The organism is Pseudomonas sp. YuFO20, assembly GCF_035064975.1.
Classification (GTDB): domain Bacteria; phylum Pseudomonadota; class Gammaproteobacteria; order Pseudomonadales; family Pseudomonadaceae; genus Aquipseudomonas; species Aquipseudomonas putida_AE.
Genome location: NZ_JAXDEO010000020.1, coordinates 1 through 13,654 on the forward strand (window position 1 = coordinate 1; position 13,654 = coordinate 13,654).

The window sequence follows — 13,654 nt, forward strand, 5'->3', positions numbered from 1 at the left end:
TCAGCGCCGCACTATGTCCTGCCTCATCGGCGAGAGGAGCGTATTTATCCCCGAGCCATCCGGCTCAAATCGCCGAAGTATCCGATCAGAAATAAAAATGCCAGTCAGCTTAACTGACTGGCATTACGCCTGATGGCGCCCTTTTTCTGCTCTGGCTTAGTGTTGCAGAGCCGGTTTTTGCGTCCCGTTGATCGGGATGCGCTTGGCTTTCGCCTCTTCCGGAACCACCCGCAACAGGTCGATGCTCAACAGACCGTTGCGCAGGTCCGCGGCCTTGATCTCGATGTGATCGGCCAGGCGGAACGACAGCTTGAACGCACGCTGGGCGATGCCCTGGTGCAGGAAGGTCACGTCCTCATTGGCGTCGCGTTTGCCACCACTGATGGTCAGCACACCCTTCTCGACTTGCAGGTCCAGGTCTTCTTCCTGGAAACCGGCCGCCGCCACGACGATGCGGTATTGATCGTCGCCGTGTTTTTCAACGTTGTAGGGTGGGTAGGTGCTGCCCGGCTCGTTGCGCAGCGCGGTTTCGAACAGGTCGTTGAAACGGTCGAAACCGACAGAGGAACGGAACAGTGGAGCCAGGGAAAATGCAGTACTCATGGTTCAAATCTCCTGAAAACAATCAGCAAGTTTTTTTGTCTCCGCGACCCGAATTCGGCATCGCGTAACCCTTAGATAGGGACCGCTGATTGCATTTCAAGAGATTTTTTGAAGATTTTTTTCAGGCCGCTTCAGCCACCTGGAGCCCCAGCAAACGCGACACCTGGTCCAGTTCCGTCTCACGGCGCAGCACGCTGAACAGCTCGACCGCCTCGGGATAGTTGCGCGTCAGCATGGCCAGCCATTGCTTCAGGCGACCGGGCGATTGACGCGCGGTCATCTGCGCCTTGGCTTGCAGCCAGAAATCCTGGATCAATGGCAACAGCTCGGCCCAGGTCATCTCGACGACCTCTTCACCGGCCTTGGCCGCGACAATCTGCCGGGCCAGGTCGGGGCGCGAGACCAGGCCGCGACCGAGCATGATGTCTTCCACACCACTGATTTCCCGGCAACGGCGCCAGTCTTCGACGCTCCAGATATCGCCGTTGGCGAACACCGGCACCTTGACCACTTCCTGTACGCGCGGGATCCACTCCCAATGCGCCGGCGGCTTGTAGCCATCGACCTTGGTCCGGGCATGCACCACGATATGCTCGGCGCCGCCCTCGGCCAGCGCCGTGGCGCAGACCAGCGAACCGTCCGGGCTGTCGAAGCCCAGGCGCATCTTGGCGGTCACCGGAATGTGCGCGGGCACGGCGCGTCGCACGTGCTCGACGATCTGGTTGAGCAGTTCGGGCTCCTTGAGCAACACCGCGCCGCCACGGGACTTGTTCACGGTCTTGGCCGGGCAACCGAAGTTTAGGTCGATCACTTCAGAGCCCAGTTCGCAGGCCAGCGCGGCGTTTTCCGCCAGGCACACAGGATCCGAACCCAACAGCTGCACACGCAGCGGCACACCGGAGGCCGTCCGGGCACCGTTGAGCAATTCCGGGCCGAATTTGTGGAAGTAGGCCGGCGTGAGCAACTGGTCGTTGACCCGAATGAACTCGGTCACGCACCAGTCGATGCCACCCACTCGGGTCAATACGTCGCGCAGGATGTCGTCGACCAGCCCCTCCATGGGCGCCAGGGCAATTTGCATGGGGAAAACACTACTCAAGGAAAAAACGTGCGGTAGTTTACCGGGTTTCACCCCCCTGTAGGAGCTGCCGCAGGCTGCGATCTCTTGACTTTGATTTTAAGATCAAAAGATCGCAGCCTGCGGCAGCTCCTACAGGGGGATTGTGTCAGGCAGGGGTTTGGATGGCGGGGCCATAGCCTTCGATGAATTCGGCCGGCATGCGCTTGGGCTTGCCGCTGGATAGTTCAATGCAGACGAAAGTGGTCTGGGCGCGCAACAGGGTGGTGTTGTCGCTGGGACGCTTCAACTGGAAATGCCGGGTCATTTTCAGGCGCTGGTCCCAATCGACGATCCAGGTCGCCAATTGCAACTCGTCGCCTTCGTAGGCAGCCGCCAGGTAATCGATCTCGTGGCGCACCACCGCCATCGCCCGGTCCAGGCGCCGATACTCGACCAGATCCAGGCCAAGGCGCTGGGAGTGGCGCCACGCACAGCGTTCGAGCCAGGTCACGTACACCGCGTTATTGGCGTGCCCCAGCCCATCGATGTCCTCGGCACCCACTTGCAGATCAATGATAAACGGCGTTGCCCGATCCCAGCCCATGCCCCACTCCCCGGTCAGATTGATTCGACCGGGGCAGTGTAACGGATGCTCAGGCCGATTGGCGCGATTGCAGGCTGCGACCGGCCAGCAGTGATAACACGCCATCAATGACCCGTGGGTCGGCCAGTACCCGCTGATGGCCGCCTTCCTGCAGGCGCAGCAGACGACTGTCGAACCAGGATTCGTGGATCAGTTGCGATTCCTTGACCGGAACGTGGGTGTCGTCTTCGGCATGCACGATCAGGCCAGGCATATCGAGTTGGTAGTGCGCGACATCCAGCATCGCAGCGCGCATGCCGACATCGGTCTCGACCTGGCGGATGAACGCCGAACGGGCTTTCGGCGGCAGCCCTACATAGCGGGCGAAACCGCGCAATACTCCGAGGATCCGCGCCGGGGCAGCAATGCTGACCAGGGTTTCGGTGCGCAGGCCCAACTGCACGGCGAGCATCGCACTGGCGCCGCCCATGGAGTGGCCGATGACCGCTTGCAGCGGCGGTAACTCGGCGGCGGCTTCGAGCATGGCACGGGCGAACAGCACCACGTTCGCCTCGCGCCCGGGAGACCGACCATGGGCCGGGCCGTCCAGGGCGACCACCGAATAACCGGCATCGACCAGCGCCGTTATCAGGCTGGCGAACTGCGTGGGCCGCCCTTCCCAGCCGTGCATCAGCAATACTGCCGGGCCCTGCCCCCAACGCAGTGCCGACAGACCGAAACGCAGGGTGATGCGCTCCGACTTTGCCAGCAGCGGCAGCTCCCAGTCACGGGGCGGGAAGTCGCGCGGCGTCATGAACGCCAGGCGCATCTTGCTCGCCACCAGCTTCGGGGCGAACCAGCCCAAGGTGCCATTAACGCCACGAACCCACTTCAACGTGCTCATCGCATTCTCCCCAGGCCGCAGCCTTCAGGTCAACGCACCGCCGACTTGGCCGCGCGCAGCAATCGATCGGATAAATCACCGGGGCCCAGCGCCCGTGCCAGCGCCAGGCCGCCCACCATCAAGGCCAGGTCGGCCAGGGCTTTGTCGGTGTCTTCAGGACTGGCCGCCAACTGCGCGACCATCAGCTCCATATGTTCATTCAGCGCGATTCGAAACGCCTCGGGCAGGCGACCGAGCTCACCGATCGAGGCCGGGATCGGGCACGCCGACTCGCTGGAGTCGCGGTGCTTGCGTGACAGATAAAACGCTGCGACCAGGGTGCGGCGCTCTTCACCGGTCAATTGGGCATCCATGTCGGCAATCAGGTCACGGCGGTGACCCAGCAACTGCTTGAACGCCTCCAGCATCATGGCGTCCTTGCTTTCGAAGTGCGCATAAAAGCCGCCGACCGTCAGGCCGGCTGCGCCCATCACTTCGCCAACGCTCGGCTCGGCCGGACCACGCTGGATCAGCGCGGCGCTGGCAGCCTTGAGGATGCGTTCGCGGGTTTGAGCTTTTTTATCGTTCATCGTTGCCTCCGAATATTACGACTAGAATATTATTCTCATAATAATATTCTACAAGTCATGGATGTGACCGCTGGTCTGAAGAACAGTTTGAGAGAAAGAGGGAGATTTGGCCAAACGCCAGACAAACAAAAGGGCCATTCAATAATTGAATGACCCTTATAAAATCCCGCAGAGCGGGTAATCGTGGCGTCCCCTAGGGGACTCGAACCCCTGTTACCGCCGTGAAAGGGCGGTGTCCTAGGCCACTAGACGAAGGGGACACAAACCCTTCTATACAACTGATCAGTGCTGAGAGCTGATCGATTCAAGGCCGGTGTGGCCAGACCTTGAACTTGTAAAATTGGTGGAGCTAAGCGGGATCGAACCGCTGACCTCCTGCATGCCATGCAGGCGCTCTCCCAGCTGAGCTATAGCCCCGGATTTTTCGCCTCGCGGCGGAACGACATCTTGCAACATCGTTTCTGTAAAACTGGCGTCCCCTAGGGGACTCGAACCCCTGTTACCGCCGTGAAAGGGCGGTGTCCTAGGCCACTAGACGAAGGGGACGCAAACCCTTCTATACAACAGATCAACGCTGAATGTTGATCGCTTCAAGGCCGGTGTGGCCAGACCTTGAAGTGTAAATTGGTGGAGCTAGACGGGATCGAACCGTCGACCTCTTGCATGCCATGCAAGCGCTCTCCCAGCTGAGCTATAGCCCCTCATCGTTGATGCATCTTCGATGTCATCGCTGAGGACGGGGCGAATCTTAAGGGCGTATCGAAAGCCTGTCAAACTTATTTTTCAAAAAATTTAAAATTTTTTGCCGACATAACAACCACTTACCGCCCTCGCCCAAGAAATCCGGGAGGTTTACACAGAACACGGACCTGTAGGAGCTGCCGCAGGCTGCGATCTTTTGACGTTGGCTTTATAGAAGCAAGATCAAAAGATCGCAGCCTGCGGCAGCTCCTACAGGGGGAAATCAGGCGATCGCGCCCAACAGCTTTTCCCACTCCTTGTTTTCTTTCTTCGACACGCCGCCCAGCAGGTCGATCGCCTGGCGCAGACGGAAACGGGTCAGGTCCGGCCCGAGGATTTCCATTGCATCAAGCACCGACACCGAACTGGCTTGCCCTGTGATCGCGGCGAACATCAGCGGCATGGCATCACGCAGCTTCAGCTCCAGGGATTCGACCACCGCCTGGATGGTCGCGGTGATGTTGTCTTTTTCCCACTGGCGCAGGCTTTCGAGTTTCCACAGGATCAACTGCATCAACTGGCGAACCTGGTCACCCGACAGCTTCTTCGATTCGAACAGCTTGGCATCGGGGTTCACGCCACCGGCAAAGAAGAACCCGGCCAGCGGTGCCACCTGGCTGAAGGTCTCGACGCGGCCCTGAACGTGCGGCGCGATCTTCATCATGTATTCGGAATTGAACGCCCACTTCTGCACGCGCGCGGCGAATTCTTCCACCGGCAGGTCACGCAGCCACTGGCCGTTGAGCCACGACAGCTTCTCGATGTCGAAAATCGGCCCGCCGAGGGAGACGCGCTTGAGGTCGAAATTGTCGACCATTTCCTGCAGCGAGAACTTCTCGCGCTCGTCCGGCATCGACCAGCCCATGCGTCCCAGGTAGTTGAGCATGGCTTCAGGCATGAAGCCCATGCGCTCGTAGAAGGTCACCGACGTCGGGTTCTTGCGCTTGGACAGCTTGCTCTTGTCCGGGTTACGCAGCAGCGGCATGTAGCACAGCTCTGGTTGTTCCCAGCCGAAGTACTCGTAAAGCAGGATCAGTTTCGGTGCCGATGGCAGCCACTCTTCGCCGCGCAATACATGGGTGATGCCCATCAGGTGGTCATCGACCACGTTGGCCAGGAAGTACGTCGGCAGGCCGTCGGTCTTCATCAGGACTTGCATGTCCATGCGGTCCCACGGGATTTCCACGTCGCCACGCAGCATGTCCGGCACCACGCAGACGCCTTCGCTCGGCACCTTCATGCGGATCACGTGGGGTTCACCAGCGGCCAGGCGGCGCGCCACTTCTTCCTTGGACAGCAACAGCGCGCGGCCGTCGTAACGCGGGGTTTCGCCACGGGCCATTTGCTCGGCGCGCATCTGGTCCAGCTCTTCGGCGGTGCAGAAGCACGGGAAGGCATGGCCCATTTCGACCAACTGCTGGCAATACTTCTGGTAAATATCGCCGCGCTCACTCTGCCGGTACGGACCGTGCGGGCCGCCGACGTCCGGGCCTTCGCTCCAGTCGATGCCCAGCCAGCGCAGGGCGTCGAAAATCTGCTGTTCCGATTCGCGGGTCGAGCGCAGCTGGTCGGTGTCCTCGATCCGCAGGATGAACTCACCGCCGTGCTGCTTGGCAAAGCAGTAGTTGAACAATGCGATGTAAGCGGTACCTACGTGGGGGTCCCCGGTAGGCGATGGCGCGATGCGCGTGCGGACGGTGGTCATGGCAAGTCTCGAAAAAGAAGGTCAAACAAAGGGCGAATGGTAACAGGCGACACCCGCCCCGCTCCAGTGAACAGGGCATTTAAGCCAAGGTTGCGTCTACAACGCGCGTATAGCGTGGTGAATGGCCGAATATCAGCCGATGGCATTTACCGTTTATCGGCTGTATGCCAGATTCACCTGCTGATAACTTTCCTTACATATTCTCGACTACAGTTTGCCCCATGCCTGCCCAACTCAAGCGTCGCCTATCCATCTTCCTGTTGATTGTCCTGCTGATCGCCGGGGGCTTTTTTGCCCATTGGTTTTTCAACGGGCGCTTTTATGAAAGCACTGACAACGCCTATGTCCAGGGCGAGATCACCCGCGTGTCGAGCCAGTTGGGTGCACGAATCGATCAGGTGCTGGTGCAGGACAACCAGCACGTCGAGAAAGGCCAGTTGCTGATCAGGCTCGAAGGCGACGATTTCCGCCTCGCCGTCGACCGCGCCAATTCGACCCTCGCCACCCGCCAGGCCGAACGCCTGCAAGCCCAGAGCAAACTGACCCAGCAGGCCAGCCTGATTGCCGCCAGCGATGCGCAAGTGGCATCCAGCCAGGCAAGCCTGGGCCGTTCCCAGATCGACCTGACCCGCGCCGAGACCTTGCGCAAGCCCGGTTATGTCTCCGAAGAGCGCGTGACCACCCTCTCCGCCGACAACCACATCGCCCGCTCGCAACTGACCAAAGCCCAGGCGGATGCCCAGGGACAACGCCAGCAGGTCAACGCATTGACCGCTGAAATCAAACGCCTCGACGCGCAGATCGCCAATGCCAGGGCCGATCTGGCCCAGGCCGAGCTGAACCTCACCCGCAGTGAAATCCATGCGCCGATCAGCGGCCTGATCGGCCAACGTGCCGCCCGTGAAGGCCAGTACGTGCAGGCCGGCGCCTACCTGCTGTCGGTGGTGCCCGATGAAGACATCTGGATCCAGGCCAACTTCAAGGAAACCCAGATCGGCCACATGCAGCCCGGACAGAAGGCTGAGCTGACCTTCGACGCCTACGGCGACACGCCGATCGAGGCGCGGGTCGACAGCCTGTTCGCCGCCTCGGGTGCGCAGTTCAGCCTGCTGCCGCCAGACAATGCCACCGGCAACTTCACCAAGGTCGTACAACGAATTCCGGTAAAACTGACCTTCGCCGCCGACAACCCGCTGCGCGGCAAAATTCGCCCGGGCATGTCGGTCACCGCCAAGGTGAACATCAAGGACGCACCGGACAACGCCAGCGCCAAATTGAGCAGCCAAGACAACCCTGACGATGGCCGGTGATCAACTGATCCGCCCGGTCGGCGAGCCGACCCGGCGGGACTGGATTGCGGTGATGAGCGTGATGCTCGGCGCCTTCATGGCGGTGCTCGACATCCAGATCACCAACTCCTCGCTCAAGGACATCCAGGGCGCGCTGTCGGCAACCCTGGAAGAAGGCTCGTGGATTTCCACCTCGTACCTGGTGGCGGAAATCATCATGATTCCCCTCACCGCCTGGCTCGTGCAGCTATTGTCGGCGCGGCGCCTGGCGGTGTGGGTGTCCCTCGGCTTCCTCGTCGCCTCCTTGCTGTGCTCCATGGCCTGGAGCCTGGAAAGCATGATTGTCTTCCGCGCCCTCCAGGGTTTTACCGGCGGCGCCCTGATTCCGCTGGCGTTCACCATGACGCTGATCAAACTCCCTGAACATCACCGTGCCAAAGGCATGGCCATGTTTGCCATGACCGCCACTTTCGCGCCCTCCATCGGCCCGACGCTGGGCGGCTGGCTGACCGAAAACTGGGGCTGGGAATACATCTTCTACATCAACATTCCGCCCGGCCTGATCATGATCGCCGGCCTGCTGTACGGCCTGGAGAAGAAGGAAGCGCACTGGGAACTGCTTAAAAGCACCGACTACGCCGGCATTGTCACCCTGGGCGTCGGCCTGGGTTGTTTGCAGGTGTTTCTCGAAGAAGGCCATCGCAAGGACTGGCTGGAGTCGGACCTGATCGTGAGCCTGGGCAGCATCGCCCTGATCAGCCTGATCACCTTCGTGATCGTGCAGTTTTCCAAACCCAATCCGCTGATCAACCTCGGCATCCTGGGCAATCGCAACTTCGGTCTGTCGAGCATTTCCAGCATCGGGATGGGGGTTGGCCTGTACGGCTCGATCTACCTGTTGCCGCTGTATCTGGCGCAGATCCAGAACTACAACGCCCTGCAGATCGGCGAAGTGATCATGTGGATGGGCGTGCCGCAGCTGTTCCTGATTCCGCTGGTGCCCAAGCTGATGAAGTATGTCTCGCCCAAATGGCTGTGCACGGTGGGCTTCGGACTCTTCGGGTTGGCGAGTTTTTCTTCGGGCGTACTGAATCCGGACTTCGCCGGGCCGCAGTTCAATCAGATCCAGATCATTCGCGCCTTGGGCCAGCCGCTGATCATGGTCACCATTTCCCTGATCGCCACCGCGTACATCCTGCCCCAGGATGCGGGGTCGGCATCGAGCCTGTTCAACATCCTGCGCAACCTCGGCGGCGCCATCGGCATCGCCCTGCTCGCCACGCTGCTGGATGCGCGAACCAAGACTTACTACGATTATTTGCGCGAAGCGATCGTGCCGACCAACCCGCAGGTGGCGGAGCGGATGGCGTCACTGACGGATCGGTTCGGCAGTGAAGCCGCAGCTTTGGGCAAGCTCAGTGAGATCGCCCACCAGCAGGCGTCGATCATGGCCTATAACGATGCCTTTCATTTTGTCGGGATAGCGCTGGGGATCAGCATGCTGGCGGTGTTGTTGACCAGGAAGTTGCCGGCTGGACTCAAGGCTGGCGAAGCCCATTGAGGCCACCGCAACCTCTGTAGGAGCTGGCTTGCCAGCGAATCGAGGTGGCCCTGATGCCGCCTTCGCTGGCAAGCCAGCTCCTACAGGTCAACGGTGTCCTTGCTTTTTCAGACTGTGATCAAGCGCTCGCGCAACTTGGCAATCTCATCACGCATCTGCGCCGCCGCTTCGAACTCCAGGTCCCGCGCCAGCTGGTACATCTTCTCTTCCAGCGCTTTGATGCGCTTGGCAATCTCGCCCGGCGAGCGCAATTCGGCTTCGTACTTGGCGTTTTCTTCGGCGGCCTTGGCCATGCCCTTGCGCTTCTTGCTGCGCGAGCCCGGCACGGTGGCGCCTTCCATGATGTCGGCCACGTCCTTGAACACGCCCTTGGGCGTGATGCCGTTGGCCAGGTTGAAGGCGATCTGCTTGTCGCGGCGACGCTCGGTTTCGCCAATCGCCCGCTCCATGGAGCCGGTGATCCGGTCGGCATACAGGATCGCCCGGCCATTGAGGTTACGTGCCGCCCGACCGATGGTCTGGATCAGCGAGCGCTCGGAACGCAGGAAACCTTCCTTGTCGGCATCGAGGATCGCCACCAGCGAAACTTCCGGCATGTCCAGGCCCTCGCGCAGCAGGTTGATCCCCACTAGCACATCGAAGGTGCCCAGGCGCAAATCGCGGATGATTTCCACACGTTCCACGGTGTCGATGTCCGAGTGCAGGTAGCGCACGCGCACGCCGTGATCGGCCAGGTAATCGGTCAAATCTTCGGCCATGCGCTTGGTCAGCGTCGTCACCAGCACCCGCTCTTCCAGGGCGACGCGCTTGGTGATTTCCGACAGCAAGTCGTCGACCTGGGTCAGTGCCGGGCGGATCTCGATTTGTGGGTCCACAAGGCCAGTGGGGCGCACCACCATGTCAATGACACGCCCGGCGTGTTCGGCTTCATAGTTGCCCGGCGTTGCCGAGACGAAAATCGTCTGCGGGCTGATACTTTCCCACTCGTCGAAACGCATCGGCCGGTTGTCCAGCGCCGACGGCAGGCGGAAGCCATATTCCACCAGCGTCTCCTTGCGTGACCGGTCGCCTTTGTACATCGCGCCAACTTGCGGCACGCTGACGTGGGATTCGTCGATCACCAGCAAGGCGTCGGCCGGAAGGTAATCGTACAGGGTCGGCGGCGGCGCCCCGGCTTCGCGACCGGACAGGTAACGCGAGTAGTTCTCGATGCCGTTGCAATAACCCAGCTCGAGAATCATCTCCAGGTCAAACCGGGTGCGCTGTTCCAGGCGCTGGGCTTCCACCAGCTTGTTGTTGGAACGCAGGTATTCCAGGCGCTCCTGCAACTCGACCTTGATGCCTTCGACGGCGCCCATCAGGGTTTCCCGGGGCGTCACGTAGTGGCTTTTCGGGTAGAAGGTGAAGCGCGGCAGCTTGCGGATGACTTCTCCGGTCAGCGGATCGAAGGCCGACAGGCTTTCCACTTCATCGTCGAAGAGTTCGATGCGGATCGCTTCGAAATCCGATTCCGCCGGGTGGATATCGATCACATCGCCGCGCACACGGAAGGTCGCACGGGCGAACTCCATGTCATTGCGTGTGTATTGCAAGTCAGCCAGGCGCCGCAGCAGTTCACGCTGGTCGAGCTTGTCGCCACGATCCACGTGCAGAACCATCTTCAAGTAGGTTTCCGGGCTGCCCAGGCCATAGATGCACGACACCGTGGTGACGATGATCGCGTCCTTGCGCTCCAGCAATGCCTTGGTCGCGGACAACCGCATCTGCTCGATGTGATCGTTGATCGAGGCGTCTTTCTCGATGAAGGTGTCCGAAGACGGCACGTAGGCTTCGGGCTGGTAGTAGTCGTAGTAGGAAACGAAGTACTCCACGGCGTTGTTCGGGAAGAACGCCTTGAACTCACCGTACAACTGCGCAGCCAGCGTTTTGTTCGGCGCCAGCACCAGGGTCGGGCGCTGCACCTGGGCGATCACGTTGGCGATACTGAAGGTCTTGCCCGAACCGGTCACACCGAGCAACGTCTGGTGCGCCAGCCCGGCTTCGATGCCCTCGACCATCAGGCGGATGGCTTCCGGTTGATCGCCGGCGGGCTCGAAACGGGTGACTAACTGGAATTCAGACATGTAGAACCTCTGGGATCACTCTTGCCGGTGAAACCGACACGAACGAGAAAGACCACAAACGACCGATGTCGCCCGAGGAAAAAAACTGGATTGCGCTCAATGTGGAGCCGATTGCCAGCGCTTTCAAGGCAAACGTCCTACAACGGGTAAAGACTTAGACGACGCCAATCGACTAACGGTCGAAAAATAATCGGAAAAACTTACCTTAAAAGCGGATTCGTCTGTCGCCATCACTCGCGGATGGCCTCTATACTAGCTCCCCGTTTGTGCACCGCTCTAGTGCATTCGGCTGGAGCGCGACACGTCCCTCCACTCTCCATTCAGAGCCGCCGCAAAAATGAGCCTGTTCTCCGCTGTCGAAATGGCACCACGCGATCCAATCCTGGGCCTCAACGAAGCATTCAACGCCGATACCCGTACCAACAAGGTCAACTTGGGCGTCGGTGTTTACTGCAACGAGGAGGGGAAAATTCCACTCCTGCGCGCCGTTGTCGAAGCCGAAACCATTCGCGTCGCTCAACACGCTTCCCGTGGCTACCTGCCAATCGACGGCATCGCCGCCTACGACCAGGCCGTGCAAAAACTGCTGTTCGGCAATGATTCGCCGCTGATCGCCGCTGGCCGCGTCATCACCACCCAGGCCGTTGGCGGTACCGGCGCCCTGAAAATCGGTGCCGACTTCCTCAAGCAACTGCTGCCAAACGCCGTCGTGGCGATCAGCGACCCGAGCTGGGAAAACCACCGCGCGCTGTTCGAAACCGCCGGTTTCCCGGTGCAGAACTATCGCTACTACGATGCCGCGACCCACGACGTGAACCGCGCGGGCCTGCTGGAAGACCTGAACGCCCTGCCGTCCGGCTCGATCATTGTCCTGCACGCCTGCTGCCACAACCCGACCGGCGTGGACCTGAGCCCCGCGGACTGGAACAACGTCCTGGAAGTGGTGAAAGCCAAAGGTCACGTGCCGTTCCTCGACATGGCGTACCAGGGTTTCGGCGATGGCATCGACGAAGACGCCGCTGCCGTGCGCCTGTTCGCCGAATCGGGCCTGACCTTCTTCGTCTCCAGCTCGTTCTCCAAATCGTTCTCGTTGTACGGCGAGCGCGTTGGTGCCCTGTCGATCGTCAGCGAATCGAAAGAAGAAAGCGCACGCGTCCTGTCGCAAGTCAAACGTGTGATCCGCACCAACTACTCCAACCCGCCGACCCACGGCGCAAGCATCGTCGCTGCCGTGCTCAACAGCCCGGAACTGCGCGCCCAGTGGGAAGCCGAGCTGGCCGAAATGCGCCTTCGCATTCGTGGCATGCGCACGCAGATGGTCGACACCCTGGCGAAAAACGCGCCGCAGCGCGATTTCAGCTTCGTCGGTCGTCAGCGCGGCATGTTCTCCTACTCCGGTCTGTCGGTTGAACAAGTGCATCGCCTGCGCAACGAGTTCGGCATCTACGCCCTGGACACCGGCCGTATCTGCGTGGCTGCGTTGAACCAGAGCAACATCCAGGTTGTGACGGATGCGATTGTTCAGGTGATCTGACTTTCGCGTGGTACGAAAAACGGGAAGCCTTTGGGCTTCCCGTTTTTTATTTGTCGCAGATAATTCTCAAAGCCATGACCTCCCCCTCTAAACTGCACACAGATCAAAATGTGGGAGCGGGCTTGCTCGCGAATGCGTTCTGACTGCCACATTAATGTTGAATGTGCTGTCGTCTTCGCGAGCAAGCCCGCTCCCACAAGTTATGTGTACACCCGAGATACTTATGAGAGCCGATATGAAAAACGATGACCTACGTGCCGACCGCGATGACCTGGATGACTTCATCCCCCGCACCCCGGCCAAACAACGCGGCAACAACCTGGTGATGCAAGTCGCTGCCGGCGTGTTTCTCGGCGGCCTGGCCCTGTGGCTGGTGCAACTGGGCGCCACCGCGCTCTACGCCAAACTGATGCTGGGCACCATTACCTTCGGCGGCTAGGCCAGTTCGCTCGCGCGCTGGCTGGCAGCGTCGTCATAGGCGACATACAGCGATTCAGCAACCTGGCTCTTGATCGCCTTGGTGCTTTCCAGGCCCAGGACAAACCCCTCGGCCTTCCCCCCTGCACGGTTCAGCTCATCGGCGTTGCTGGCCTGGGTGATGGCATCAAACAGTTTTTCGGCGTGCGGGCCGACCCCCTTGGGCAGGCTGATTTGCGCGATGCTCATGGGAACACCCCGTTGCTTCGAGGTTGTGTGGCGGTCAAGCAAGTCATGGCGCTTACCTTATCGGCGAATGGCCGGCAGCGCGTGTAACCACTTCCGGGCCGCCATGTTAGCCCCCACAGGCAATTCCGGTAACCGCCAATCACCGATAAACCACCGTCCATCCCGAGAAAACCCTCCCGCTGCTATCAAATGCTTGACTTCTCTTTTTGAATCAGTAACATAGGCGCCATTCCGCGATAGCTCAGTTGGTAGAGCAAGTGACTGTTAATCACTGGGTCCCTGGTTCGAGTCCAGGTCGTGGAGCCAGACAGCAAAA

General features: G+C 60.3%; 12 protein-coding genes and 5 tRNA genes. 5 read left to right on the forward strand and 12 right to left on the reverse strand.

What is annotated here, in order from left to right; genetic code table 11:
* Nucleotides 1-156: 156 nt before the first annotated feature.
* The 10 genes from SOP85_RS13030 to gltX form a co-directional block, all read right to left on the reverse strand.
* Nucleotides 157-603 carry an Hsp20 family protein gene (locus tag SOP85_RS13030; protein ID WP_323606846.1) on the reverse strand — a complete coding sequence of 149 codons (447 nt, stop codon included), beginning with the start codon at nt 601-603 and terminating at the stop codon, nt 157-159.
* Between the two features lie 121 nt (nt 604-724).
* A complete protein-coding gene (locus SOP85_RS13035) occupies nt 725-1,684 on the reverse strand; it encodes a tRNA dihydrouridine synthase (RefSeq protein ID WP_274075434.1) in 960 nt (319 codons plus the stop codon).
* 145 nt (nt 1,685-1,829) lie between these two features.
* Entirely contained in the window at nt 1,830-2,267 is a 438-nt protein-coding gene (locus tag SOP85_RS13040) for an acyl-CoA thioesterase (protein WP_323627165.1), read from the reverse strand.
* Nucleotides 2,268-2,316: 49 nt separating this feature from the next.
* Nucleotides 2,317-3,150 carry an alpha/beta fold hydrolase gene (locus SOP85_RS13045; RefSeq protein ID WP_274075436.1) on the reverse strand — a complete coding sequence of 278 codons (834 nt, stop codon included), beginning with the start codon at nt 3,148-3,150 and terminating at the stop codon, nt 2,317-2,319.
* Between the two features lie 29 nt (nt 3,151-3,179).
* Nucleotides 3,180-3,719 carry a TetR/AcrR family transcriptional regulator gene (locus SOP85_RS13050; protein WP_274075437.1) on the reverse strand — a complete coding sequence of 180 codons (540 nt, stop codon included), beginning with the start codon at nt 3,717-3,719 and terminating at the stop codon, nt 3,180-3,182.
* A 184-nt stretch (nt 3,720-3,903) separates the two neighbouring features.
* Nucleotides 3,904-3,979: transfer RNA gene (locus tag SOP85_RS13055), tRNA-Glu, on the reverse strand.
* Nucleotides 3,980-4,060: 81 nt separating this feature from the next.
* Nucleotides 4,061-4,136, reverse strand: a tRNA-Ala gene (locus SOP85_RS13060).
* A 53-nt stretch (nt 4,137-4,189) separates the two neighbouring features.
* Nucleotides 4,190-4,265 (reverse strand) — tRNA-Glu (locus SOP85_RS13065).
* Nucleotides 4,266-4,344: 79 nt separating this feature from the next.
* Nucleotides 4,345-4,420: transfer RNA gene (locus SOP85_RS13070), tRNA-Ala, on the reverse strand.
* Nucleotides 4,421-4,683: 263 nt separating this feature from the next.
* Nucleotides 4,684-6,165 (reverse strand): glutamate--tRNA ligase, encoded by a 1,482-nt coding sequence (gene gltX / locus SOP85_RS13075; RefSeq protein WP_323627166.1) that lies wholly within the window; start codon nt 6,163-6,165, stop codon nt 4,684-4,686.
* A 221-nt stretch (nt 6,166-6,386) separates the two neighbouring features.
* Here gltX and SOP85_RS13080 point away from each other — a divergent pair, with 221 nt between their 5' ends.
* Nucleotides 6,387-7,475, forward strand: coding sequence for an HlyD family secretion protein (locus tag SOP85_RS13080; RefSeq protein ID WP_323606849.1), 1,089 nt, complete (start codon nt 6,387-6,389; stop codon nt 7,473-7,475).
* Nucleotides 7,476-7,524: 49 nt separating this feature from the next.
* Nucleotides 7,525-9,015 carry an MDR family MFS transporter gene (locus SOP85_RS13085; protein WP_323627222.1) on the forward strand — a complete coding sequence of 497 codons (1,491 nt, stop codon included), beginning with the start codon at nt 7,525-7,527 and terminating at the stop codon, nt 9,013-9,015.
* A gap of 107 nt (nt 9,016-9,122) precedes the next feature.
* On the opposite strand, the gene uvrB is transcribed toward SOP85_RS13085, so the two are convergent.
* Entirely contained in the window at nt 9,123-11,138 is a 2,016-nt protein-coding gene (gene uvrB, locus SOP85_RS13090) for an excinuclease ABC subunit UvrB (protein ID WP_274075440.1), read from the reverse strand.
* Nucleotides 11,139-11,475: 337 nt separating this feature from the next.
* On the opposite strand from uvrB, the gene SOP85_RS13095 reads away from it, so the two are divergent.
* Both SOP85_RS13095 and SOP85_RS13100 read left to right on the forward strand, forming a co-directional pair.
* Complete coding sequence (locus SOP85_RS13095) at nt 11,476-12,672, forward strand: amino acid aminotransferase (protein WP_323627167.1); 1,197 nt, start codon at nt 11,476-11,478, stop codon at nt 12,670-12,672.
* 235 nt (nt 12,673-12,907) lie between these two features.
* A complete protein-coding gene (locus SOP85_RS13100; protein ID WP_111282164.1) occupies nt 12,908-13,111 on the forward strand; it encodes a hypothetical protein in 204 nt (67 codons plus the stop codon).
* Here SOP85_RS13100 and SOP85_RS13105 read toward each other — a convergent pair.
* Nucleotides 13,108-13,338, reverse strand: coding sequence for a hypothetical protein (locus SOP85_RS13105; protein ID WP_274075442.1), 231 nt, complete (start codon nt 13,336-13,338; stop codon nt 13,108-13,110). The two genes, SOP85_RS13100 and SOP85_RS13105, sit on opposite strands and share 4 nt — an antisense overlap.
* Before the next feature lie 230 nt (nt 13,339-13,568).
* On the opposite strand from SOP85_RS13105, the gene SOP85_RS13110 reads away from it, so the two are divergent.
* Nucleotides 13,569-13,644: transfer RNA gene (locus SOP85_RS13110), tRNA-Asn, on the forward strand.
* Nucleotides 13,645-13,654: the final 10 nt, after the last annotated feature.

What these genes read in the sequence shown, in the direction of transcription:
- SOP85_RS13030 (WP_323606846.1), bottom strand. Translation starts at nt 603, where the DNA reads ATGAGTACTGCATTTTCCCTGGCTCCACTGTTCCGTTCCTCTGTCGGT.
- SOP85_RS13035 (WP_274075434.1), bottom strand. Translation starts at nt 1,684, where the DNA reads ATGCAAATTGCCCTGGCGCCCATGGAGGGGCTGGTCGACGACATCCTG.
- SOP85_RS13040 (WP_323627165.1), bottom strand. Translation starts at nt 2,267, where the DNA reads ATGGGCTGGGATCGGGCAACGCCGTTTATCATTGATCTGCAAGTGGGT.
- SOP85_RS13045 (WP_274075436.1), bottom strand. Translation starts at nt 3,150, where the DNA reads ATGAGCACGTTGAAGTGGGTTCGTGGCGTTAATGGCACCTTGGGCTGG.
- SOP85_RS13050 (WP_274075437.1), bottom strand. Translation starts at nt 3,719, where the DNA reads ATGAACGATAAAAAAGCTCAAACCCGCGAACGCATCCTCAAGGCTGCC.
- gltX (WP_323627166.1), bottom strand. Translation starts at nt 6,165, where the DNA reads ATGACCACCGTCCGCACGCGCATCGCGCCATCGCCTACCGGGGACCCC.
- SOP85_RS13080 (WP_323606849.1), top strand. Translation starts at nt 6,387, where the DNA reads ATGCCTGCCCAACTCAAGCGTCGCCTATCCATCTTCCTGTTGATTGTC.
- uvrB (WP_274075440.1), bottom strand. Translation starts at nt 11,138, where the DNA reads ATGTCTGAATTCCAGTTAGTCACCCGTTTCGAGCCCGCCGGCGATCAA.
- SOP85_RS13095 (WP_323627167.1), top strand. Translation starts at nt 11,476, where the DNA reads ATGAGCCTGTTCTCCGCTGTCGAAATGGCACCACGCGATCCAATCCTG.
- SOP85_RS13100 (WP_111282164.1), top strand. Translation starts at nt 12,908, where the DNA reads ATGAAAAACGATGACCTACGTGCCGACCGCGATGACCTGGATGACTTC.
- SOP85_RS13105 (WP_274075442.1), bottom strand. Translation starts at nt 13,338, where the DNA reads ATGAGCATCGCGCAAATCAGCCTGCCCAAGGGGGTCGGCCCGCACGCC.